The organism is Martelella sp. FLE1502 (assembly GCF_053484255.1).
Genome location: NZ_JBAKFQ010000003.1, coordinates 73,041 through 96,666, shown reverse-complemented (window position 1 = coordinate 96,666; position 23,626 = coordinate 73,041). Strand labels below are relative to the sequence as shown.

Below are 23,626 nucleotides of genomic sequence, written 5' to 3'. Positions count from 1 at the left end.
TCCTCCGTTTTGCTCATGCCGCCTGTTGGGACCGGTCATAGACCGCCCGCCAGACATTGTTTCTGATCTCGGTGAATTCAGGCGACAGCCGGATTTCCTCGTTGCGCGGAAACGGCAGATCGACATTGATGATTTCCTGCAGGCGCCCGGGGCGGGCCGCAAGAACGACAACGCGGTGGGCGATGTAGACGGCCTCGTCGACATCATGGGTGATGAACATGACGGTCCGCCTGTCCTTGGACCAGGTGTCGAGCAACTGGTCCTGCAGCTTGACCCGCGTCAGCGCATCGAGCGCGCCGAAAGGTTCATCCATCAGCAACACGCTGGGATTGACGGCATAGGCCCTGGCAATGGCGCAACGCTGCTTCATGCCGCCGGACAGCGTCTTGGGATAGGCCTCGGCGAAATCCTTGAGCCCGACGAGATCGAGGTAATGCAGCGCCCGCTCGCGGCGCTGTTCCCGACCCATGCCCTGCAGCTTCAGGCCGAACTCGACATTCTTGATCACGGTCAGCCAGGGAAACAGCGCATATTGCTGGAAGATGACGCCGCGATCAGGACCGGGGCCGTTGACCGCCTTGCCATTGACCAGGCATTCGCCGGAGGTGACGCCTGTGAGCCCCGCCACGATGTTCATCGCCGTCGACTTGCCGCAGCCCGACGGCCCAACCACGGTGACGATCTCGCCATCGGCGATATCCAGCGTCAGGTCCCTGAGCGCCACAAACGACTTGTCGCCTTCGCCGAACGACTTGCTCACGTTGCGAAATGCGATCTTGGGATCTGGATCAGTCATGATGGATTCTCTCCTGCCAGTGGGTCAGGCGCTCTTCGGCACGCACGACAATGCGGTCCATGATCAGGCCTAGAATGCCGATGGCGATTAGGCTGACGAAGATCGTCGGCAGATCGTAGTAGAGCTGTGCCTGTTGCATGCGGAAGCCAAGGCCGGATTGCGCGGCGATCAGTTCCGCGGCAACCACGGTCGCCCAGGCCGAACCGAGACCGATGCGAAAGCCCACCAGAATGAACGGCGTCGACGCGGGAATGATGACCTGGGTGAAGATTACCCGGTCGCCGGCGCCAAGTACCCGCGCGGCATTGATATAGGTCCGGTCCACGCTGATCACGCCCTGATAGGTCGACACGACGGAGGACAGGAAGGCGGCGAGAAAGATCACGAAGATCTTCGGCTTCTCGTCGATGCCGAGCGTGACGATCGCCAGCGGAATGATGGCGAGCGGCGGGATGACGCGGAAAAACTGGATCCACGGATCGATGATCGCCCGGGCGATCTTGTACCATCCCATGAGAAAGCCCACGGGGACAGCGATCAGCGAACCGATGAGAAAGCCGATCAGCACGCGGCGAAGGGAAGCGAACATATCCATCCACAGCTGGCCGGAAATGGCGAGCTCGATCATGCGCTGAAAAACCGTCAGGGGCGTCGGCAGCACGGATACGCCGGAGGCCGTGGCAAGCCACCACAGCCCGATGCCGCAGGCAAAGGACAGGATTCCCCAGAGAAGTTTCGGCGAGCGGAACACGAAGTCCCGTCGCGGTTCGGCAATATCGAGGTCTTTTGCGACGCTCATGCGTTCCTCCCGTGGCCGACCTTAAACGCGCGCAGATTGCCGGTGAGACATCCGCGCGGCGGCCAAGGGGCCGTTTGAATAAAGAAATTGTTCAAGCGCGACGCCGGCCGCGCCCTGCACGCCGACCGGCTCGTCGAGACTTGTGCGTTCGATCGCAAGCTTCAGCCGCTGCTGCGGCATCACGCGTGGCGGCAGATCCCGTCGCAGATCCGCGAAGAACCGCTCGGGCGCACCGTTGAAATCGCCGCCCAGCACGACCCGCTCCGGACCGAAAAGGGTGACGGTCGTGGACATGGCCTGAAGCAGATACTCGTAAAGCAGCGACCATTCCGGCCGCTCCATGGCGGCCGCAACCAATGCTGACCGGCGAAGATCGGGACGACCGAGAAGCGCGCTCAGCGGCTCTTCCGAGAAGAAACGTTCAAGACAGCCGCGCCCGCCGCATCGGCAGGGCCGTCCGCCAGGCTCCACGACGATGTGGCCAATCTCGACGACGCTGCGCCGCTCGGCGGCTCCGGTCTGCACGAAACCGCCGCCAATGCCTTTGCCAAGCAGAAGATAGAGAATGCTTTCCGCCGCGCGGCCGGCTCCGTAGCATGCCTCGGCCATCGCCATCGCTGTGGCGTTGTGCTCCAGCACGACCGGAAGACCGAGCGATTGCTCGAACGCCTCCGCAAAGGCAATCCCTTTCCATCCCGTCAGCACGGAATGCGTATTGACGCGTCGGGCCGGGTCGACGCCACCGGGAACGCCGACGCCGACACCGAGGATTTGGTTGAAAGGAAGGGCACCGTCGCGAAGAACGTTGCGGGCGAGATCCGAAACGCGCGCGATCAAATCGTCGACGGGTTCCGTCAGATCGTAGTTGATGCTTCGCGTGTGGGAAAGATTGAGCGCCGCATCCGACAGCGCGATATGGACCCGCCCTGCTCCCAGATGAATGCCGAGAACATGACGAGCCGCGGGACAGATTTCCACGGTTGTCGCGGGCCGCCCGATGCTGAACGCGCCAGAGGGATCGCACTCGCGCACCAAACCTTCGCGGATCATCTGCGTCATGATTTTCGTGACGCCCGCGGACGAAATGCCGGTCACGCGCGACAGCTCGGCCCGCGACATCGCGCCTTGGTCACGCAACCTTGTCAGTATCTCCCCGCTTCCGCTCCTCACGGTGCCTCCCGTATTTAATTTCCTTACTTAGTGAAATAAGAGAGCGGGACTGTCAACTCTGAATCCGTTGAAGCGAGAGCAATCCCCTAAATCCGGGCGATGAAGCTTTTCAGCCGACCAGATCGCATACTTTGAGGAAGAACCGTTTGAAGTATTGAGCAACACATGGCGTGAAGAAACGCCTTGCGCCTCGAGCCGGAAGCCCCGCCCGTTGCTTGAAGGCCAGCAGGACCTGCTGGCGGGCCGGGAAGTCACGCACCCGCTCAATCCCGCTGAACAGGCGAGCGCTGCGGCATCGCGCCGGCGGACATCGACGCATCGCAACATTTGCAATCCACGCTTCGTACACAGTAGAAGCTGCCCATGCGCACTGAGGACCGGGACGAAGGCCATGCTTGATTACGTAACCCATCTGTTCCGGCTGAAGGCCATTATCGAGGAAGGCAGCCTCGGACGGGCGGCTAGGCGGCTCAATGTCACCCAGCCGGCGCTATCGCGCTCGGTCTCCCAGCTCGAGAAGCATTTCGGCCAGCCGATCCTCATCCGCCATTCCCGCGGGGTCGAACCAACGCCATTCGGCGAACGGGTGCTTTCCTCGGCGCTCGGCATCGAACGCCACTGGCACCTTGCCGAAAAGCTGCTGCAGACCGATCCGGCCGAGGGCAAGACCTCGATCAGGATCGGCGCCGGGCCGATCTGGCGCGGCGCGATCCTGCCCGAGTTCGTCAACCAGCTTCAGAAGGATTTTCCCAAGGTCGTATTCGAACTGCTCAGCATCGAGCCGCGCGGCAGCCTGCGGGACCTGAAGGAGGGTCGCCTCGATTTCATCTTCACCGGCGTCGACCTCACGCCGGGCGGGGAGCCCGGCATATCGGTCATGCCCTTTGCCCGGATCCTCGCCAATGTGGTCGGCCGCAAGAACCACCCGATCTTCCGGCATCGCGGCCCGGACGGCACGATCGCGCCGATCCGGCTGCTCGATTTTCCCTGGGTCGTCTACAGCGCGATGCCGAACTATCGCGACATGATGCGCCATGCGATCTATGAGCATCTCGGCGTCGAACCAGAGGTCCGCGTGGTCTGCGACGGGCTGATGCCGACACTGAGGCTGCTGGAACTCGGCGATTTCCTGGCCGTGATGCCGCATTCGGTGATCAACCGCGACCTGACGCCCAATCTGACGGTCGTCCCCGCGGGGCTCACCCCGCGCCGCAACACCGCCGCCGTCTTCTACCGATCGGAAATGGATGACTGGGAGATCGTGCAGGCCATCCGGCGGCTTTGTCTGCAACGCTTCGGTCCGCTGGAAAATCAAAAGCCATAAGCATCGTTAATGGCCGACGCCGGTTATTGTGCTTGTGCTGCATGGGTGAGCGAACCATTCTCCGCCGCACGAGGAGATTTCGCTGCCCACGGCCTTCATTCGAGCGCCGCACGGCAGAGCGAATGACAAGGAGGAGAGCCCATGACCTTTCAATTCAACGGATGGCGGAAACGCGTTTCCGCCGCCGCACTTGCCGCTGCTCTGGCCGTGCCCGGAGCGGCGTTCGCCGAAACGCTGACGATCGCCACACCGAGCGATGCCCAGCCGAAGAACATTCTTCCGATCCGCGCCGGCAACACTTCGTGGCTGCAGGCGGTGTTCGAGCCGCTGGTGCGGATCATGCCCGGCACGGATGACCCGCAGCCGGTGCTCGCCAGGAGCTGGACCGTCTCCGGGGACGGCAGGACCGTGTCCTTCGAACTTCAGGACGGCGTCACCTTCCATTCGGGCCGCCCCTTCACGTCGGCCGACGTGAAATTCACACTGGAAACGGCCGCCGACAAGGCCTCCGCGTCCCAGTTCGACTTCATCGCCCGCGCGATTTCCGAGATTGCGACGCCAAGCGACACCGAGGTCGTCCTGACACTCGAAAAGCCGATGCCGAACCTGTTCGAGTTCCTGTCGCAGACGGTCATCGTCGACAAGGATAGCTACGACAAGCGCGCCGACGGCAAGGAGCTCGTTGGCACCGGACCCTACAAATTCGTCGAGTGGGTGCCTGGCGCCTCGATCCGCCTGGAACCCTATGACGGCTATCGTGATCCCGACGCTCATGCCTTTGACGATATCGATATCGCCATCATCACCGATCCGACCGCGATGATCGCGGCCCTGCGCTCGAACCGCGCCCAACTCGCCATGCAGATGCAGCCGCGCGACGTGATCGAGCTTTCCGGCAACCCGATGTACCAGACCACCCCCACGGCAGGTTCGCTCTATCCGCTCGGCGTCAATGTCACCGACGCGCCGTTCGACGACAAACGCGTGCGCCAGGCGATCGGCTACGCAATCGACCGGGACCGCATCAACCAGCAGGTCTTCGACGGCCTTGGCAATCCGACCGATCTCTTCTGGCCGACGTCTGACGAACAGGCGCAGCACTATGCCTATAACCCCGAAAAGGCTCGCGAACTGCTGAAGGAGGCCGGCGCCGAAGGGGCGACCGCCACCGTCGCGCTCCACGCCCTGCCGTCGCAGCGGGCGATCTTCGAGATCGTGCAGAACAACCTCACCGATGTCGGCTTCAAGGTCGAGGCCAATATTCTCGACACCGCGACCTACGGCCAGCAGCAGATCGCCGGCGATCTCGGCCCGGTGTTCATCCAGCTCCACGGCATGGACGGCTTGAGCCCGGCAACGCTGCTCAGCGCCGCGCCAGCCTTGCGCGAGGGCAATCCATCGCATTTCTGGAACGATGACTATGTGAAGCTGCGCGATGCCGTGCAGAGTGCCTCAACCAAGCAGGCATCTGACGAAGCGGTCAAGGCGCTCGGTGACTATATCCTCGATGAGGCGTTCAATCTCAATATCCTGACGGCGCCGACGCTTTCGGTTTCGGCAACCAGCCTTCAGGGCGCCGAATACACCACGACCGGCTACCTCGTTCTCAATCACGCCTCCGGCGGCTGAGTTTCGGCATCGGGCGGACCGTCACCAGGCGGTCTGCCCTTAATCCCTCCATGACAAGAGCCTGCCACCGTGCGTACCATTGTCCTGATGTTCGACAGCCTCAACCGGCTCTATCTTCCGGCCTATGGCGGAACCCGGTTCGATCTACCCAATTTCAGACGGCTTGAAAGCCGGACCGTGACCTTCGACCGGTGCTATGCGGGCTCCATGCCCTGCATGCCCGCGCGCCGGGAGATGCATACCGGCCGGCCCAATTTCCTCCATCGCGGCTGGGGTCCGCTCGAGCCGTTCGACGACAGCAGCTATGAAATCCTGGGCAGGCACGGCGTCTACACCCACCTCGTGACCGATCATGTCCACTACTGGGAGGATGGCGGCGCGACCTATCATCCGCGCTTCTCCTCCTTCGAGTTCATTCGCGGGCAGGAGGGCGACCCCTGGAAGGGACATGTCGCCGATCCAGTGATCCCGCCATCGCTCAACTGGCGCGGCGGCAAGGGCTGGCGGCAGGACTGGATCAACCGGGCCTATACCGCCACCCGCGACACCCATTTCCAGACGAAAACCCTTGATGCCGGACTGGAATTCATTGACGCCAATGTAGGCGCGGACAACTGGCTGCTGCAGATCGAGTGTTTCGACCCGCACGAGCCCTTCTTCACGCCGGAGGAATATCACGGCCTTGCGGGTGTGCGCGACGACATGCCCCATTACGACTGGCCGGATTACCGGCCGGTGCTGGAGGACGCAGATACCGTCGACCAGGTTCAGGCGCGTTACGGCGCGCTCTTGAGGATGTGCGACGACAGCCTTAGCCGGCTTCTCGACCGCATGGACGAAGGCGACATGTGGAAGGACACGATCCTGATCGTGTGCACCGACCACGGCCTGCTGATCGGCGAACGCGACTGGTACGGCAAGAACGTCCAGCCGTGGTACGAGGAAACCATCCATACGCCACTGTTCGTCTGGGACCCGGTCTCCGGCGGCGCGGGAAGCCGGAACGACAGCCTGATCCAGACCGTCGATTTCGCCGCAACCTTTCTCGATGCCTTCGGGCTTGAGCCGACACCCGACATGCAGTCGCGCTCGATCCTTCAGCATCTGCGCACAGGCGCGCTGGTGCGGGAAACCGCGCTCTTCGGCATTTTCGGCGGCCACGCCAGCATCACCGACGGTCGCTATGTCTATATGCGCGCCTGCGGCACCCCGCAGAACCGGCCGCTCGAGGAATTCACACTGATGCCGACGCGGATGAAGGCGCGGTTTTCGCCGGGCGAGCTCAGCGACTTCCGGGTCGCTCCGCCCTTCTCCTTCACCAAGGGGGTGCAGACCATCGTCACGCGCGGCGGCGCCTTCGGCAACCCCTATCATTTCGGAACGCTGCTGTTCGACCTTGAAACCGATCCGGACGAAACGACCCCGTTGAACGATCCCGCGCTCGAGACCCGGATGGCAACCATGCTGGTCGAGGCCATGCGCGAGAACGACGCGCCGGCCTCGCAGTATGAACGCCTCGGCCTGCCGCAAACGGGTCCGGTCGAGGCGCGGCATCTCCTGATCGAAAATCAGTGGCCCCAGATCGAGCGCAGCCGCCAGCGCGACTGGAAACGGGCTCCGGCGAAAAGCTACGGCCCAGCCGCCCGCCTCACCATTGCCGAAGCCTTTGCCGATCCGGCCCTGAAGGCGCTCGTCGACGAGGCGTTTGGCTTCGCGCTCGGCCCGGCGATGGTCGAGCGTTTCGGTCGCAACAGCCTCTGGGCGCTCGCGGTCATGTCGCCCGGCGTCACGCCCGAGGATCTGCACGCTCTCGACGGCCGGCTCGGCCGGCATCTACCCGCATAGGAAGCTCATCATGCAACCGAACATTCTTCTGGTTTTCCCGGACCAACTGCGCTCCGACTGGGTGGAGCCGCGCGCGACGGTTCCCGTCCGGACGCCCAACGCCAAGGCGCTTGCCGAGCGCGGCGTCAATTTCGAACAGGCATGGACGCCGTCTCCAATTTGCGCGCCGGCCCGCGCCTGCATCGCGACCGGCCGCCGCTACGACCGTAGCCCGGTGCAGCACAACAACCAGAATGTGCCGGCGGGCGCCGACACGATCTACCGCCGCATGGCGGACAACGGCTACGAAACATCCACGGTCGGCAAGCTCGACCTGTTGAAGGGCTTCATGGACTGGGGCGCGGACGGAAAGCACATGACGGAGACTGGCGAAAGCCGCCTCGCCGATCTCGGCTTCACCCGCGGCATCGACAATGCCGGAAAGCATGACGCGATCTATGGCCGCGAGCGCGGCGCCCGCGAACCCTATATGACCTATCTCGCCGAAATCGGGCTCGCCGACACCCATGACGCCGATTTCCGCCGCCGCGACCGCGCCAATATTCCGGCGACCGTCAACGAGATCGCCGCCGGTGACTTGCCGCTGCCCGACGCCTATACCAATCCCGACCTGTCGCCACTTCCGGACGAGGCCTATTGCGACAACTGGATCGGCCGCCAGGCGATGAAGGAACTGGAAGGCCTGAAGGAGACGGGAAAACCGTGGTTCCTGACCGTCAACTTCGCCGGCCCCCATGAGCCGCTCGACGTGACCGCGCGCATGCGCGACCGCTGGAAGGACGTCGCCTTCCCGGAACCAGTCGACGGTTCGCCCGACCCGCGACACCGGATGATCCGGCAGAATTATGCGGCGATGATCGAGGTGATCGACGACTGGCTCGGCCGGTTCCTTGCCTTTCTCGATGAGACGGGGCAGCGCGACAACACACTGGTGGTGTTTGCCTCCGACCACGGCGAGATGCTCGGCGATCACAGGCTCTGGGCGAAATCCGTGCCCGACGAGAATTCCGTGCGGGTTCCGCTGATTGTCGCCGGCGCCGGGGTTTCGGCGGAAGACCGCGTCGTCCGGACGCCGGTCTCCCTCCTCGACATGGCAAAGACCTTCCTCGATCTCTCGGGCGCTCCCGGCGCGGGCATGGAAGGCGACAGCCTGCGGGGCCTGCTCGAAGGCGGTGACGAGCCCGGGGAGAAGCTGGTCTTCTCCGGCCTCGGCCCATGGCGGACAGTGACCGACGGCCGTTTCAAGCTGGTTGCGGGCGACTGGCGGGCGGTCCGGCCGGGCAAGATGCAGTTCACCGCGTTCGATCCGGCGGGCCTCGATACGGTGGCGCTGTTCGACCTCGATGAGGACCCGGAGGAACGCCACGATATTGCCGCCGCGCATCCCGAGATCCGCGATCGTCTGCTCGGCGCGATCCGAGACGACATGGCGCGGGCATGAGCCCGGCGGGCGACCCGCCGGCAAATGCGGAAGGTTCCGCCCATGGCGCGGCCGGCGGCGACGAATGTTCGCGTCCTAGAACCGGGCCTGATCCTGCCCGCAGAAGGGGTCGACCGGGCTTTTGCCGGTGAAGGGCTTCTCGCCGGTCATGCAGTCGAGCACCGCCTCCTGCATCTCGTCGGAGGTCGCATAGGCATTGATGACGGCGGGCATGCGCGGGGCGTCGTAGAGGTAATAGGGATAGCCGAAGGAAACGAGCGCGGTCGGCACCTCGTGCCAGGGCCGCTTCATCGCCATCCGGAAATCGCCCATCAGCCCCGCCCAGTCGAGGAAGATGTGGCTGCGTGTCAGCAGCGTCTCCTCCGCCAGAAGATAGAGCACGAGGTCATAATCCCCCGGCTGCCACGGATCGCCGGGGGCGAACACCGTCACCTCGAAACCGCGGGCGCGCATCATCTCCGGCAGGGCAAGCGGCATCGGTTCGCCATGGATCGGCGAGACGATGCCGCCGGATATGACCAGCACTCGGCGATGGGTTTCCGGTGACAGCGGAAACAGGTTGGCCACGTCCTTCACCAGCGTCGGCGCGCGGGCAAAAGCCTCCGCGGCGGTCGCCTTCGCCTCAGGCGTTGCCAGCCGGGCAAGGGGTTCGGCTTCCACCGCGCGGCGATGAAGGCCGAGCGCTGCCTTCAGGCCCAGAACCCGCGTCAGCGCTTCGGTGACGCGCGCCTCCGGTAGGCTGCCATCGTCGAGCGCTGCACGGACAAGGGCGATATCGCCCGGAAGATCGCCGGTGAACAGCACCATGTCGCAGCCGGCGCGGAGCATTTCGACCTTCGCCGGGCCGGCCGCCATATAGGATGTCGCGCCCGCCATCTCGGAGGCATCCGAGACGATCAGGCCGTTGAACCCCAGCCGGTTGCGAAGCAGTTCCTGATTGAGAAGCCGCGAAAGCGACGCCGGCCGAAAGAGCTCGTCCGGCCCGGCCTCGGGATCAAGCGCGCGCACGAAGGCGGGCAGCGCGATATGGGCGGACATCACCGACAGCACATTGTTTTCGATGCCGGCGCGGTAGAGCCGGCCGAAGGTTTCCTCCCATTCGTCCATGAACAGCGGATTGACTGTGGTTACCAGATGCTGGTCGCGGTCGTCATAGCCCTCGCCCGGCCAGTGTTTCAGGCAGGCGGCGATGCCGTGGCGCTGCAGCGCCTCGATCTGGACCATCGCGTGACGCTCGATCAGCGCCGGATCGGAACCGAAGCCACGGGTGGCCACGATCGCCGAGCGGAACGCGGCATTGATGTCGACGACCGGCGTGAACGACCAGTTGGTGCCGACCGCCCGCGCCTCGTCAGCCATCAGCGTGTAGATGTCGCGGGTCAGCGCCGCGTCATCGGCCGCCGCGAGCGCCAGCGGATTGGGCACCTGAGTGCCGAAGGGGAAGGACATGCGCGAGCCTTCGAGATCCGCCGAGACAAGAAGCGGAACCTTCGAACGTTGCTGCAGGGTTTGAAGGAGGCTCACTTCGGCCGCCCCGTCCGGCGAGAAGAAGCGGGTGATCCCGCCCGGCCTGAGCCTTTCGATTTCCGCCGCCCATGGCTCGGCCGGACCGTGCAGACCGATGACGAAAAGTTGGGCGATCATGCTCTCGACGTCGCCGTCGAACGCGCCGGCGGATTGCGCCACCCAGGCGATGTCCTCGTCCGAGAGATTGAAGGGCGGCTTCCGCAGAAGATGGAGCGGCAGATCGTCCGGTGTCATGCATGTTCCTCCCTGCAAGACGCTTTCACCTGTCTCTGGATAGCCTTCGGGGAAGATGGTCGACAATGTTTTTATTGGGGCCGGCCATAAACGACGGTTATGCCGCCACGGGTTCGAAAGCGGCAGGCAGGCTGGTTCCCCGGCATCTGAAGTTCCGCCCTTTTGCCGGCCGCTTCAAGTTCTCGAGCGCCTGCGGCTCAACGTCCGGAGCACGATCGAAACCTGGCTTTCCGCCGAGTCCAAAACCGTTGTCAGCGGCATGCCTCGATACGACGCCTCGGCTCGGCATCCTGCATTGCGGCTACTACCCCACGCGACGGAGCGCGGAAATTGACTTGTGTTAAACCTAGTAAGTGCTAGGTTGTTTTAAGAAGGCGCCGGGAGTGGAGCGGCGCCGTGGAGGAGGATTACAATGCCCATCCCGAAACTGTTTTCGGTCACCCGTCGTCGTTTGCTGACCGGTTCGGTGCAGGCTGCGGCGATGATCGCCGCACTTCATTTTGGTCCGGCCCTTGCCCAGGACACGTCGCGCGCCGTCATCGCCCAGGCCTATGATGCCCAGCCGCGCAATCTGCTCGCCTTTCGCGGCGGCAATTTCCCCTGGATCAAGAACGTCTTCGAGACGCTGACCTTTACCGATCCCGAGACTTTCGAACCCCAGCCCGAACTTGCCACCGACTGGACGCTGTCCGACGACGGCATGACGCTGACGCTCAACCTGCGCGACGACGTCACCTTCCATACCGGCCGTAAGATGACATCGGCGGATGTGAAATACAGCCTCGAGACCGCAGCGCTGCCGGAGACGGCCTCGCAGATCGGCTTCATCGCCCGCAGCTTCAAGGCGATCGACACGCCGAGCGACACGCAGGTGGTGATCACCTTCTCGCAGCCGACATCGAATGTCTGGGATCTGTTCGAGGAAACCCCGATCATCGACAGGGAAACCTATGCCGAGCGCGAGGGCGGCTCGAAGGTGATCGGCACCGGTCCCTACAAATTCGTGAGCTGGACGCCGGGCGCCGAACTGCAGCTCAGCCGCTACGACGACTATCGCGACAAGGACGCAGCCCAGATCCGCGATCTCGACTACGCCATCATCGCCGACCCGACAGCGACGATCGCCGCCGTCCGCTCGGGCCGCGCCCAGATCGGCTACGGCATGACGCCGCGCGATGTCATCGAGTTCGACCGCAACCCGATGTACACGATCGTCAGCACCGCCGGCACGATCTATCCGTTCGGCGTCAATGTCGAGGAAGGTCCGTTCGACCAGAAGACCGTCCGTCAGGCCGTCGGCTATGCCATCGACCGCCAGCGCATCGTCGACCAGGTATTCGACGGCGCCGGCACGCCGACCGACCTGTTCTGGTCCCCGTCCTCTCCCGGCTATACCGAGGAACAGGCGAACCGCTATTCCTACGACCCCGACAAGGCCAGCAAGATGCTGGAGGAGGCGGGCGCGAAGGGCGCGAAAGTCACGATCACCATTCCCGCGATCCCCGCCAACCGCTCGATCTTCGAGATCGTGCAGAACAATCTGCGCGAAGTCGGGTTCGAGCCGGAGGCCAGGGTTCTCGATGTCGCCGAATACGACCAGCGGCAGGTGGCCGGCGACCTCGGCGAGGCCTTCATCCTGATCCATGGCCAGGTCGGCTTCCAGACCGCGACGCTGCTCTCCTCGCTGCCCTCGCTGCGCAAGGGCAATCCGTCGCATTTCTGGAGCGATGAATATGAGACGCTGCGCAACGCCGTCTCGGCGGCATCGACGACCGACGACCAGGCGAAGGCGGTCGAGGCGCTCTCCGACTACATGCTGGACGAGGCCTTTACGCTCGCCCTTCTTCAGGCGCCGTCCCCCAGCGTCGTTTCCGCCGACCTTGAGGGCGTATCGTTCTCGCGGCGGGGCTACATCCTGTTCAAGAACGCCACCTACAGGTAAATCCGATGTTCGGCTTTCTCCTCCGCAAGCTCCCCGCGGTGATCCTCGTCGCCTTCGTGTCGTCGATCATCGCCTTCACCCTGCCGCGTCTTGCGCCCGGCGACCCCGCAATCACGGTCGCCGGCTCGGACGCGACGCCGGAGCAGCTCGCCGCCGTGCGCGAGGAGCTCGGCCTCAACGAGCCGATGCCCGTGCAATATGTCCACTGGCTCACGGGTGCGCTGCAGGGCGATTTCGGCCAGTCCTACGTCATGCGCCGGCCGGTCTCCACCGTCATCGCCGATCGGCTGGAAAGCACGCTCGAGCTTGCGGGACTGGCGACCATCATCATGATCGTCATCGGCTTGGGGCTTGGCGTGCTCGCCGGAACCGAGCGAACGCGCTGGGCCAGAGCCGTGCTCGACGTGGCCACGACAGTGCTGCTGGCAACGCCGCCATTCCTGACGGGTCTCATCCTCATCCTCATTTTCGGGATCGCCTTCCAGCTGCTGCCGGTATCGGGCGAAGTCAACCTGTCCAAGGATCCGGTAATGGGCTTCAAGTTCCTGCTCCTCCCCGCAATCGCGCTGGCGCTGCCGCAATCGGCCATGATCGCCCGTTTGCTGCAGACCACGATGAATTCGACCCGCGGCGAGGATTTCGTCGATCTGGCCAAGGCCAAGGGCGTGCCGCGCGGCCGGATCGTGCGCAAGCATGTGCTGCGCAACAGCCTCGGCCCGGCGATTGTCGCCATCGGGCTCAGGATCGGCGACCTGCTCGCCGGGGCCATCATCATCGAGGCGATCTTCGCCCGAAACGGTCTTGGCGCGCTCGCCATCTATGCCGTGCAGAGCCGAGACTACTATGTTCTGCAAGCGCTGATCCTGGGCGCCGTTATCGTCGCGGTCCTGATCCAGCTCCTGTCCGAAATCCTTATCGCCGCGCTTGACCCGCGCATCCGGCTGGAGGGCTGAAACCATGTCCGAAACGTCCCTCGATGAAACCGCGACCGATCGTCACGACAAACACAGATGGACGCTGCACCCGGCGCTTCGCCGCTACGCGGAAGCACTGACGACGCCGAAGGGCATCATCGCCGTCGCCATCATCGTTCTCCTGACGGGCGGCGCGCTGCTTGCGCCGGTGCTGTTTCCGGGCGGCTACGACCAGCAATCGCGCGATTCGCTGCTCGGCGTCAGCCTGGCCCATCCCTTCGGCACCGATGAACTCGGGCGCGATATCTTCGTGCGCAGCATCTACGGGCTCAGGACCGACCTCAGCCTAGTCTACACTGCCGTGCCGCTTTCCATGGTGATTGGAACGCTGCTTGGCCTGCTTGGCGTGATCTCCGCCCGGCTCGGCAGTTTCGTCCAGCGCGGTCTGGATGTGATCGCCGGCTTTCCGGGCCTCATCCTCGGCATTTCCGTCGTGATCATCTTCAGCGCCGGCTGGCAGGCGCTGGTCATCGCCATCACGATTCTCGGCCTGCCGGCATTCGGCCGTCTGGCGCGCGCGACCATGCTATCGCAGATGCAGCGCGAATACGTCACCGCCGCGCGCACGCTCGGCGCCACCAAATGGCAGATCATGGTCCGCCACGTACTGCCCAACGCGGTCGAGCCGATCATCGTCCAGGGCGCGATGTTCGTCGTCGCCGCCGTGTTCATCGAAGCGGCGCTCTCGATCGTCGGCCTTGGCCTGCAGCCGCCCGAGCCTTCGCTCGGCACGCTGCTTAATGTCGGCATGCGCTACATCTCGCGCGCGCCAACCTATGTGATCGGGCCGACCGCCATCCTGATCCTGCTCGCGCTCGGTTTCAGCCTCCTCGCCGATGCGCTGAACGCCGCCGTCAACCGCTCGGAATAGATCATGACCGATATTTCAACCGATCCCCTGCTCCGGGTCGATAACCTCACTACCGCCTTTGGCAGCCGCGAAGCCGGCATCACCGCCGTGCGCAACGTGTCGTTCGAGGTCGGGCGCGGTCGCGTGCTCGGCATCGTCGGCGAGAGCGGGTCCGGCAAGTCCGTCACCGCACGCTCAATCCTGCGCCTTCTTCGCCGACCCGGCCATGTCCGCGAAGGCTCGGTGACGCTCGCCGGCCGCGAACTGCTGACGCTACCCGAAGAGGAAATGCGCAAGATCCGGGGCAAGGACATCGCCATGGTGTTCCAGGATCCCCAGTCCGCGCTCAATCCTGTGATGCGAGTCGGGGACCAGATCGTCGAGGCGCTGGAGGTCCATGGGGTCAAGGGCCCGGCCGCCCGCGAGCGGGCCAAGGAACTCTTGCGCCAGGTCGGCATCCCCGACGTCGAGCGCAATATAGACAATTATCCGCACGAATTCTCCGGCGGCATGCGTCAGCGCGTGGTCATCTCGATCGCGCTCGCCAACCACCCGAGCGTGCTGCTCGCCGATGAGCCGACGACGGCGCTCGACGTCACCATCCAGGCGCAGATCCTTCGGCTCCTCGTGAAACTGCGTGACGAACTCGGCGTCTCCATCGTCATGATCACCCACGACATGGGCGTGGTCGCCGAGCTCTGCGACGATCTCGTGGTAATGTATGGCGGCCGGGTGGTCGAAACCGGGCTCGTCAGCGATGTGCTGACGGCGCCGCGCCACCCTTATACGGCCGCGCTGCTGCGCTCCGTGCCCCGGCTTGACGCGGACGACACCCACGAGCTGCCGGCCATTCCCGGCCAGCCGCCGATCCCGGCCTTTCTGCCGACGGGATGCGCATTTCATCCGCGCTGTTCGCATGCAATCGAGGCCTGTCGGGAACAGGTTCCGCCGCTTGCGCAATTGCAGCCCGGCCATCGTTCAGCCTGTCACGTGGCGCAGGCGGGTAAAACCGACCTCGCCCCGCCGCCGTCCGCAGCCCTCCCCGCGCGGGCGGCGGTGCCCGATAACGCGAAGCCCTTCCTGAAGGTCACCGACCTCAAAACCGATGTCGCCGCGGGCTCCGGGGGCATGTTTCGCAAGCATACCCCGGTCTATGCCGTCGACGGCATCTCCTTCGATGTCTATCTCGGCCAGACCTTCGGCCTCGTCGGTGAATCGGGCTGCGGCAAATCGAGCCTGTCGCGCTCGCTGGTCGGCATCAACCAGCCGACCTCCGGCACGATCGAACTCGATGGCCGCGACGTGACCGCCATGTCCGCCGAGGACCGGCACTTCATCAACCGCCGCGTCCAGTATGTCTACCAGGACCCCTCCGCCTCGCTCAATCCGCGTCGCACGATCTCGCAATCGCTGGAAGAGGCGCTGGCGGTGGTCGGGCTGAAGGGTCGCGCGGCCAGGACGCGCGCCGCCGACCTGATGAACACTGTCGGGCTCGCCCCGCATTTCCTAAGCCGCTATCCGTTCGAGATCTCGGGCGGCCAGCGCCAGCGCGTCGGCATCGCCCGCGCGCTCGCCGTCGAGCCGAAGCTCCTGATCTGCGATGAGCCGGTCTCCGCCCTCGATGTCTCGATCCAGGCACAGATCATCAATCTTCTCGATGACCTGAAGAGCGAACTCGGACTTGGCTACCTGTTCATTGCCCACGACCTTGCGGTGGTGAAGCATATTTCGGACATGGTGGCGGTGATGTATCTGGGCCGGCTGGTGGAAACCGGCACCACCGACGACGTCTACCACCATCCCCGTCACCCCTATACCCAGGCGCTGCTCTCGGCGACGCCCGAGGCCGATGTCGCCCGCCGCGACCGCGAACGCATCTATCTCGGCGGCGAGCTGCCCTCGTCCGCCAACCCGCCCTCCGGCTGCCGCTTCCGCACCCGCTGTCCGATCGGGCCGCTTTATCGTTCCGACCGTCAGATCTGCAAGGACCGCGATCCCGCACTTGCCGAACGGGACGGGCGCTCAAAGGTTGCCTGCCATTTTGCCGCCGAGCGTGATGCCCTTATGCTCGCGCAAGCGCAAGAACCGGAGGGTGCAGAGCAAGGATGAAGCAAAACGCCGAACCACGCCGCCGCCGCAGCCTCAAGGGCGAGAGCAGGCGTCAGGAAATTCTCGATGCCGCGACCAGGCTGTTTTCCCATGGCGGCTTCCATACCGCGAGCCTTGCCGATATCGCCGAGGCCGTGGGTCTGACGCAGGCCGGCCTGCTGCATTATTTCCCCTCCAAGGCGGAATTGCTGCTTGCCGTGCTGCGCCAGCGCGAGGAACGCGTTCTGATCGACGAGAACGCCGATGCCGCCAACAAGAACATCGCCTATGCCGAGGCCTTCGTCGAGACGTTGCGGCGGAACGAGAAAAACCCGGTGATGGTTCAGCTCTTCGCCATTCTGTCGCATGAGGCGATCTTTACCGACCATCCGGCCCATCCCTGGTTCAAGGAGCGTTATGCCGCCGTGGTCGCCAAGGCGACCGACCAGCTTGCGGCGACGATCGACGAAACCAGGCTGCCGCCCGGCACGAGCGTGGAAAGCATCGCCCGGCTGATGATCGCCGCCGCCGACGGGCTGAGACTGCAATGGCTGCTCGACCCGAAAGCGCTCGAACGGCCGAAGGTGATGAACGAGTTCTTCGCCCTCCTCGCCCCCTACATCAAGAGACCGGGCTGACGGCCCTCACGACCTATCCTCTCAAGGAGACATTCATGCGCGCCGTCATGGTGATGTTCGACAGCCTCAACCGCCTGTTCCTGCCGGCCTATGGCGCCACCGACGTGGACCTTCCCAATTTTCGCCGGCTGGCCGAGCGGAGCGTGACCTTCGACCGCTGCTATGCCGGCTCCATGCCCTGCATGCCGGCGCGGCGCGAGATGCATACGGGCCGCTACAATTTCCTGCATCGCGGCTGGGGGCCAATCGAACCCTTCGACGACAGCGTGCCGGAAATGCTGAAACAGGCCGGCATCTACACCCATCTCGTCACCGACCACCAGCACTACTGGGAGGACGGCGGCGCGACCTATCACAACCGCTATTCCAGCTACGAATTCTTCCGCGGCCAGGAGGGCGATGCCTGGAAGGGCGAAGTGGCGGATCCCGTGATCCCGGAAACCGTGACCTGGCGCAAGGGCCGGCTCTGGCGGCAGGACTGGATCAACCGCAAATACCTGAAGACCGCCGCCAACTTTCCGCAGACGCAGACCTTCGATGCCGGCCTCGGTTTCATGCGCACCAATGCCGGTGACGACAACTGGTTCCTGCAGATCGAATGCTTCGACCCGCATGAGCCGTTTTTCGCCGACGACGCCCACAAGGCCCGCGTCGGCGCGGAAGAGGCCGGGCTTCATTACGACTGGCCGGACTATCGTCCCGTCCTCGAGGACGCGGAAACGCAAGCCCGCCTGCGCAAGTCCTATGCGGCGCTGCTGACCATGTGCGACGACAATCTCGGCCGGGTAATGGACCTCATGGACGCGCAGGACATGTGGAAGGATACGATGTTGATCGTATGTACCGACCACGGTTTCCTGCTCGGCGAACACGGCTGGCTCGGCAAGAACATCCAGCCCTGGTTCGAGGAAAACATCCACACGCCGCTGTTCATCTGGGACCCGCGCACCAAAACGGCGGGGACGCGCTCGGATGCGCTGGTGCAGACGGTCGATTTCGGCCCGACCCTGCTCGAATATTTCGGCGTTGAGCGCACGCCCGACATGCAGGGGCGACCGATCGCGCCTGTTCTTTCCGGCAGCGCGCCGCCACGACCGCATGCGCTATTCGGCGTTTTCGGCGGCCATGTCAGCATCACCGACGGCCGTTACGTCTACATGCGCGCGCCGAAGAGCCTGTCAAACAGCCCGCTCCATGAATACACGCTGATGCCGACGCGCATCGACCATCGCTTTGCCGTCACGGACCTCAAGGAGGCTTCTCTCTCCGCCCCGTTCGGGTTTTCCAAGGGGGTTCCGCTGCTCAAGGTTCGGGGCATGGCAATGGGCAATCCCTATGCCTTCGGCAGCCTGCTCTACGATCTTGAGACCGATCCCGAACAGCGCAACCCGCTCATCGATGACGACCGTGAACGGATGATGGCGCAATGGCTTGTGGAGGCGATGCGCGAGGCCGAAGCGCCGCCCGAACAATATGAACGCCTCGGCCTGCCGCAGACCGGCAATGTCGGGCCCGAACACCTGCTTGTCCGAAAACAGCGGGCGCTCTCGCTCGAAACTCTCGAACAGGACTGGAAGTCCGCGCCGGAAACCGATTTTTCACCGGAACTGCGGCAACCGCTAAACACGCTCGACAAAGCCCTTCTGGAGCAGGCCGCCACAGCCCTCGGCCTCCCCTCTTCCGGGCCGTTTATCGAACGCTTCGGCTATCTTTCCCTCTGGCAGATCTCGGTCATGCTGCCGAGCGTCTCTCCGGAACGACTGAAGGCCTTTGAACGGACACGCAGCCAAGGCGCAAGACAACTGTCAAATTGAAAACGGCAACCTGTTTTAGACCGGATTTCCTCGGCTTGGAGAATACATTCGTGGCGCGTTTCGACGGCTTGCCGGTCGACGCCCATGCCATGACATCTTTGACGAAGCATTCTTTAAACGCTTCGAGCTAGTCGCCATCGTCCGCCGGCCCGACCCATGCCGCGATCGCCGCCGAGATCGGCCTTTCGCCGCGCACCGTCGAGGCCCACCGGCTGCGGCTCACCCGCACGCTCGGCCTCGCCAACAGCGCCGAGCTTCTGGCCTGGTTCCTCAACAGCGAGCAGTAGGTGCCGGAAGAAGGCTGGAAGGCCTCCTCTTGGATTGTCCGAAATTCATACACTACAGAACGCGCGCAATTGGTATTATCGGGAATTCGCTCTAATGGTTTCATGGAGGTCGCGATCAGAGTGTAAGCCTCAATGGTTACAGCTCTCTGGCGGGCTGTCTTTTCGGGAGGAGAAGATGGAGCGCATTGCACGGAAAAAGGAATGGGAAGATTTCATGTCCACGGGACAAGCGCCCGCGGCCATGCGCCATGATGTTCTGGAAAGCTGGCGGCGCTCTCTGCGCCATGCGGTTGGCGGGCGCACGCGCGCGCCGGTGCTCGATGAGGAACGCCTTGAGGGCCGCCGCGCCCGGGCGCGCAGGCTTGAGCTTGCCTCGCAAAAAGCGATAGACCGAGCCGGAAGCCTGCTGATCGGCACGCGCGACATTCTTCTGCTCAGCGATGATTCCGGCGTCGTTATCGAAGCGGCCGGCGACCCGCATACGCTTGCCGAGGCGCAGGAAAATCATCTCTATACGGGCGGCCAGTGGGTCGAGGAAGCGATCGGCACCAACGCCATCGGCACCGCGCTTTATCTCGGCGTGCCGACGCTCATTCGCGATGCCGAGCATTTCTGCGAGGCGATCCAGCGCTGGAACTGCGCGGCGACGCCGATCATCGAACCGGGAACCGGGCGGGTCATGGGCGTGCTCGACATTTCCTGGCCCGGTGGCATTATGCAGCCTAATGCCGTCGCCCTTTCATCCGCGCTCGCCTTGCAGGTTGAAACCGAACTGACCCAGATGCTTGGCCGCGAGCGCGAACGGCTGCTGGAATATTCTCATATTCGCCGTCTCAGGCGCGGCAATGATCAAACGCTGGTCATGGATCGCAATGGCGCGAGCGTGTTCTCCACCGAGGACTTCGCCCGGTTCTGCGAGGATGACGACGCCCTTCGACAATTGCCGAAGCTCCTGCCCGCGCTGATAGACCAACCTGCCAAGCAGATTGGCGAGGTTCTGGGCGAATGCCTTAACGGCGCCGATTTCGAGGTGATTGAAAATCAGGGCGAGGCGATCGGCGTCATGGTCTCTCTGCGCCGTTCGCGACCGCAGGCCCGAAGCTGGACCGGGATGGAGTTACGGCAGATCGCGCGTGCCGGACAGGTTTCCGCCGAGCTCTGCGCGCAGGCCGAGAGATTGGCAGAGACGCAGATCCCGATCCTGATCGAAGGCGAAACCGGCACGGGAAAGAGTTCTCTGGCCAAGGCAATCCATAATGCCAGCAGGCAATCGCAAGACCCCTTCGAGGTGATCGACTGCGCCCAGTTGACCGAGGAAAGCTTGCGCGCATTGATCGCCGCCGCCCGCGACGCCGAGGGCGGCGGCATTCTGTGCCTTTCCAGTCCGGGCGCGGTTTCGCCATCGCTGCAAAAGCTGCTGTTTACGCTTGTGGAACTGGTGTCCGAAGGCGGTGGCAGGATCATCGCGCTGTCGGCCCGCTCGCTTTATGACGAGATGCGCGCCAACAATTTCCGCAGCGACCTCTACTACCGAATCGCCGGCGCGCGTCTCCACATCCCCCCGCTTCGCGAACGCTCGGAAGAAATCGGGCCGCTGCTACGATGGCTCATCCAGTGCCATGCGACGGAGACCGGCAGACGCGAACTGCGTTTTACATCCGGCGCCATGACCGCCGTGCAAAACTATGCCTGGCCGGGCAACCTGATCGAAATGCGCAATCTGATCGCCGCGCTCGATGCACTCTCGCCAAGCGGGCTGATTTCCGAGCGCACCCTCCCCCGCGAGTTTCATCAGCGCGCCCACGCCAATCGCACGGAAACGCTCCGCGATGTCGAACGCGCCGAAATCCTCGGCGCGGTAAAGGCGGAGGACGGCAATCTCTCCCGCGCGGCAAAACGCCTCGGCATTGCCCGCTCGACGCTCTATCTCAAGCTCGACAGCTACGGCATTTCGCGCGAGCGAAAGGACTGATTTCGCGTCCGCAACATGTCCGTCCGGACGGATGAAAACCGGACATTTCCGGCATTCATAAAAGGTGCATCCTCTCTATCGCGGCCGTCCCCTCTCGGGATGGTCGGAACAATGGGAGGAGTTTTTCGTGACAATCATCGAGAAAAACAGCCGTTCCGTGCAGGTGCTTGGCATCGATGCGGGCGGAACGATGACCGATACGTTCTTCGTCGATTCCGACGGGGATTTTGTGGTCGGCAAGGCGCAGTCGACGCCGGACAATGAGGCGCGCGGCCTGCTCGAATCAAGCCGTGAGGGGCTGGAGCACTGGGGCCTGTCGCTTGAGGAGGCGCTCGGTTCGATCCAGACCGGGGTTTATTCCGGCACGGCCATGCTCAATCGCGTGGTCCAGCGCAAAGGTCTGAGGACAGGGCTGATCGTCAATGCGGGGATGGAGGATTTCCACCGCATGGGCCGCGCCTGCCAGGCCTATCTGGGCATGGCCTATGAAGACCGCATCCATCTCAACACCCACTATTACGACGAGCCGCTGGTGCCCCGCCACCTGACGCGCGGCGTGATGGAGCGGGTCGACATGTTCGGCACGGTTGTCATTCCGCTGCGCGAGGAAACCGCACGCCAGGCGGCGCAGGATCTCATTGCGCAGGATGTCGAAGGCATCGTGATTTCGCTTCTGCACAGCTACAAGAACCCCGCACATGAGCGCCGAGTCCGCGACATCGTGGCCGAGGAGATCGAAAAGGCCGGCAAGACCATCCCCGTCTTCGCCTCGACCGACTATTATCCGGTGCGCAAGGAAACCCACCGCACCAATACCACCATCCTCGAGGCCTTCGCCGCCGAACCGTCGCGCCAGACGCTTCGGAAAATCTCGACGGAGTTCAAGGATAATGGCTCCAGATTCGATTTCCGCGTCATGGCCACCCATGGCGGCACGATTTCCTGGAAGGCCAAGGAACTGGCGCGCACCATCGTTTCCGGCCCGATCGGCGGCGTGATCGGCGCCAAATATCTCGGCGAGGTGCTGGGCTACAAGAACATCGCCTGCTCCGATATCGGCGGAACGTCGTTCGACGTGGCTCTGATCACCCAGGGCGAGCTGACGATCCAGAACGACCCGGACATGGCGCGTCTTGTGCTGTCGCTGCCGCTGGTCGGGCTCGATTCCGTTGGCGCCGGCGCTGGCTCCTTCATTCGTCTCGACCCCTATACCAAGGCGATCAAGCTGGGGCCGGATTCGGCAGGCTACCGCGTCGGCGTCTGCTGGGCGGAATCCGGCATCGACACGGTGACGATTTCCGACTGCCACGTCATTCTCGGCTATCTGAACCCCGACAACTTCCTCGGCGGTCAGGTGAAGCTCGACCGGCAGCGCGCCTATGACGCGATGAAGGAACAGATCGCCGATCCGCTCGGTCTGACCGTGGAAGAGGCTGCGGCGGGCGTGATCGAACTGCTGGACAGCGACCTGCGCGACTATCTGCGCTCGATGATTTCCGGCAAGGGTTATTCGCCATCCTCTTTCACCTGCTTCAGCTATGGCGGCGCGGGTCCGGTCCACACCTACGGCTACACCGAGGGGCTGGGCTTCGAAGATGTGATCGTGCCGGCCTGGGCCGCGGGTTTCTCCGCCTTCGGCTGCGCGGCGGCGGATTTCGAATATCGCTACGACAAGTCGCTCGACGTCAATATCGGGGAGACGGCATCGGACGATGCCAAGGTGATCGAGGCGAAAACCCTGAACGATGCCTGGCGCGAACTGGCCGAGCGGGTGCTCGAGGAATTCGAGCTGAACGGCTATTCGCGTGACCAGGTGCGCCTGCAACCCGGCTACCGGATGCAGTATCGCGGTCAGCTCAACGATCTGGAGATCGACAGCCCGATCGGCTCGGCCAAAACCGCCGAAGACTGGGACCGGCTGGTCGACGCCTTCAATGACACCTATGGCCGCGTTTATGCCGCCTCGGCGCGTTCGCCGGAGCTCGGCTATTCCGTAACCGGGGCGATCATGCGGGGCACCGTGCCAATCCCTAAACCCAGGATTCCCAAAGAGGAAGAAGGCAGTCCGACGCCGGCAGAGGAGGCCAGGCTCGGGACCCGCAAATTCTACCGCAAGGGCAAGTGGGTCGACGCCCAGCTCTATCAGATGGAGCGTCTGTCGCCCGGCAACCGCATCACCGGTCCAGCCATCATCGAATCCGACGCCACGACCTTCGTCGTGCCGGGCGGCTTCGAGACCTGGCTCGACGGTCACAGGCTGTTCCACCTGAAAGAAGTGTAACCGCCAAGGGAGGAG

At 63.8% G+C, this 23,626-nt stretch carries 17 protein-coding genes; 13 read left to right on the top strand and 4 right to left on the bottom strand.

All coding sequences use genetic code 11. The features are described from left to right. Window positions 1-13 precede the first annotated feature (13 nt). Genes V6767_RS03715 through V6767_RS03705 form a run of 3 tightly spaced genes read right to left on the bottom strand, consistent with a single transcriptional unit; the run spans window position 14 to window position 2,765 of the window. The gene (locus V6767_RS03715; RefSeq protein WP_448472200.1) at window positions 14-796 is read right to left on the bottom strand and encodes an ABC transporter ATP-binding protein; all 783 of its coding nucleotides are present in this window, start codon (window positions 794-796) and stop codon (window positions 14-16) included. Then, window positions 789-1,595: an ABC transporter permease gene (locus V6767_RS03710; RefSeq protein WP_448472199.1), complete on the bottom strand. Its 807-nt coding sequence runs from the start codon at window positions 1,593-1,595 to the stop codon at window positions 789-791. The genes V6767_RS03715 and V6767_RS03710 overlap by 8 nt, the downstream gene beginning before the upstream one ends. Window positions 1,596-1,616: 21 nt before the next feature. Beyond that, window positions 1,617-2,765: an ROK family transcriptional regulator gene (locus V6767_RS03705; protein ID WP_448472198.1), complete on the bottom strand. Its 1,149-nt coding sequence runs from the start codon at window positions 2,763-2,765 to the stop codon at window positions 1,617-1,619. Window positions 2,766-3,156: 391 nt separating this feature from the next. Here V6767_RS03705 and V6767_RS03700 point away from each other — a divergent pair, with 391 nt between their 5' ends. The 4 genes from V6767_RS03700 (at window position 3,157) to V6767_RS03685 (ending at window position 9,004) form a co-directional block, all read left to right on the top strand. After that, window positions 3,157-4,089, top strand: a complete 933-nt coding sequence (locus V6767_RS03700; RefSeq protein WP_448472197.1) for a LysR family transcriptional regulator — start codon at window positions 3,157-3,159, stop codon at window positions 4,087-4,089. Between the two features lie 141 nt (window positions 4,090-4,230). Beyond that, window positions 4,231-5,718 (top strand): ABC transporter substrate-binding protein, encoded by a 1,488-nt coding sequence (locus V6767_RS03695; RefSeq protein ID WP_448472196.1) that lies wholly within the window; start codon window positions 4,231-4,233, stop codon window positions 5,716-5,718. A gap of 69 nt (window positions 5,719-5,787) precedes the next feature. Continuing rightward, window positions 5,788-7,563 carry a sulfatase-like hydrolase/transferase gene (locus V6767_RS03690; RefSeq protein ID WP_448472195.1) on the top strand — a complete coding sequence of 592 codons (1,776 nt, stop codon included), beginning with the start codon at window positions 5,788-5,790 and terminating at the stop codon, window positions 7,561-7,563. Between the two features lie 10 nt (window positions 7,564-7,573). Beyond that, window positions 7,574-9,004 (top strand): sulfatase family protein, encoded by a 1,431-nt coding sequence (locus V6767_RS03685; RefSeq protein ID WP_448472194.1) that lies wholly within the window; start codon window positions 7,574-7,576, stop codon window positions 9,002-9,004. 75 nt (window positions 9,005-9,079) lie between these two features. On the opposite strand, the gene V6767_RS03680 is transcribed toward V6767_RS03685, so the two are convergent. Continuing rightward, on the bottom strand, window positions 9,080-10,765 hold the full coding sequence (locus tag V6767_RS03680) for a glycoside hydrolase family 3 protein (protein ID WP_448472193.1): 1,686 nt from the start codon (window positions 10,763-10,765) through the stop codon (window positions 9,080-9,082). A gap of 412 nt (window positions 10,766-11,177) precedes the next feature. Between V6767_RS03680 and V6767_RS03675 the strand changes: the two genes are divergently transcribed. The 9 genes from V6767_RS03675 (at window position 11,178) to V6767_RS03635 (ending at window position 23,611) form a co-directional block, all read left to right on the top strand. Continuing rightward, window positions 11,178-12,707 carry an ABC transporter substrate-binding protein gene (locus V6767_RS03675; protein ID WP_448472192.1) on the top strand — a complete coding sequence of 510 codons (1,530 nt, stop codon included), beginning with the start codon at window positions 11,178-11,180 and terminating at the stop codon, window positions 12,705-12,707. 5 nt (window positions 12,708-12,712) lie between these two features. After that, on the top strand, window positions 12,713-13,660 hold the full coding sequence (locus tag V6767_RS03670) for an ABC transporter permease (RefSeq protein WP_448472191.1): 948 nt from the start codon (window positions 12,713-12,715) through the stop codon (window positions 13,658-13,660). A 4-nt stretch (window positions 13,661-13,664) separates the two neighbouring features. After that, window positions 13,665-14,552, top strand: a complete 888-nt coding sequence (locus V6767_RS03665) for an ABC transporter permease (RefSeq protein WP_448472190.1) — start codon at window positions 13,665-13,667, stop codon at window positions 14,550-14,552. A 3-nt stretch (window positions 14,553-14,555) separates the two neighbouring features. Continuing rightward, on the top strand, window positions 14,556-16,640 hold the full coding sequence (locus tag V6767_RS03660) for a dipeptide ABC transporter ATP-binding protein (protein ID WP_448472189.1): 2,085 nt from the start codon (window positions 14,556-14,558) through the stop codon (window positions 16,638-16,640). Further along, complete coding sequence (locus V6767_RS03655; RefSeq protein WP_448472188.1) at window positions 16,637-17,257, top strand: TetR/AcrR family transcriptional regulator; 621 nt, start codon at window positions 16,637-16,639, stop codon at window positions 17,255-17,257. Before V6767_RS03660 ends, V6767_RS03655 begins: the two co-directional genes overlap by 4 nt. 35 nt (window positions 17,258-17,292) lie before the next feature. Next, window positions 17,293-19,071, top strand: a complete 1,779-nt coding sequence (locus V6767_RS03650; RefSeq protein ID WP_448472187.1) for a sulfatase — start codon at window positions 17,293-17,295, stop codon at window positions 19,069-19,071. 164 nt (window positions 19,072-19,235) lie between these two features. Next, on the top strand, window positions 19,236-19,358 hold the full coding sequence (locus V6767_RS03645; RefSeq protein ID WP_448472373.1) for a hypothetical protein: 123 nt from the start codon (window positions 19,236-19,238) through the stop codon (window positions 19,356-19,358). A 214-nt stretch (window positions 19,359-19,572) separates the two neighbouring features. Then, the gene (locus V6767_RS03640) at window positions 19,573-21,330 is read left to right on the top strand and encodes a sigma-54-dependent Fis family transcriptional regulator (RefSeq protein ID WP_448472186.1); all 1,758 of its coding nucleotides are present in this window, start codon (window positions 19,573-19,575) and stop codon (window positions 21,328-21,330) included. A gap of 127 nt (window positions 21,331-21,457) precedes the next feature. After that, the gene (locus tag V6767_RS03635; protein WP_448472185.1) at window positions 21,458-23,611 is read left to right on the top strand and encodes a hydantoinase/oxoprolinase family protein; all 2,154 of its coding nucleotides are present in this window, start codon (window positions 21,458-21,460) and stop codon (window positions 23,609-23,611) included. Window positions 23,612-23,626: the final 15 nt, after the last annotated feature.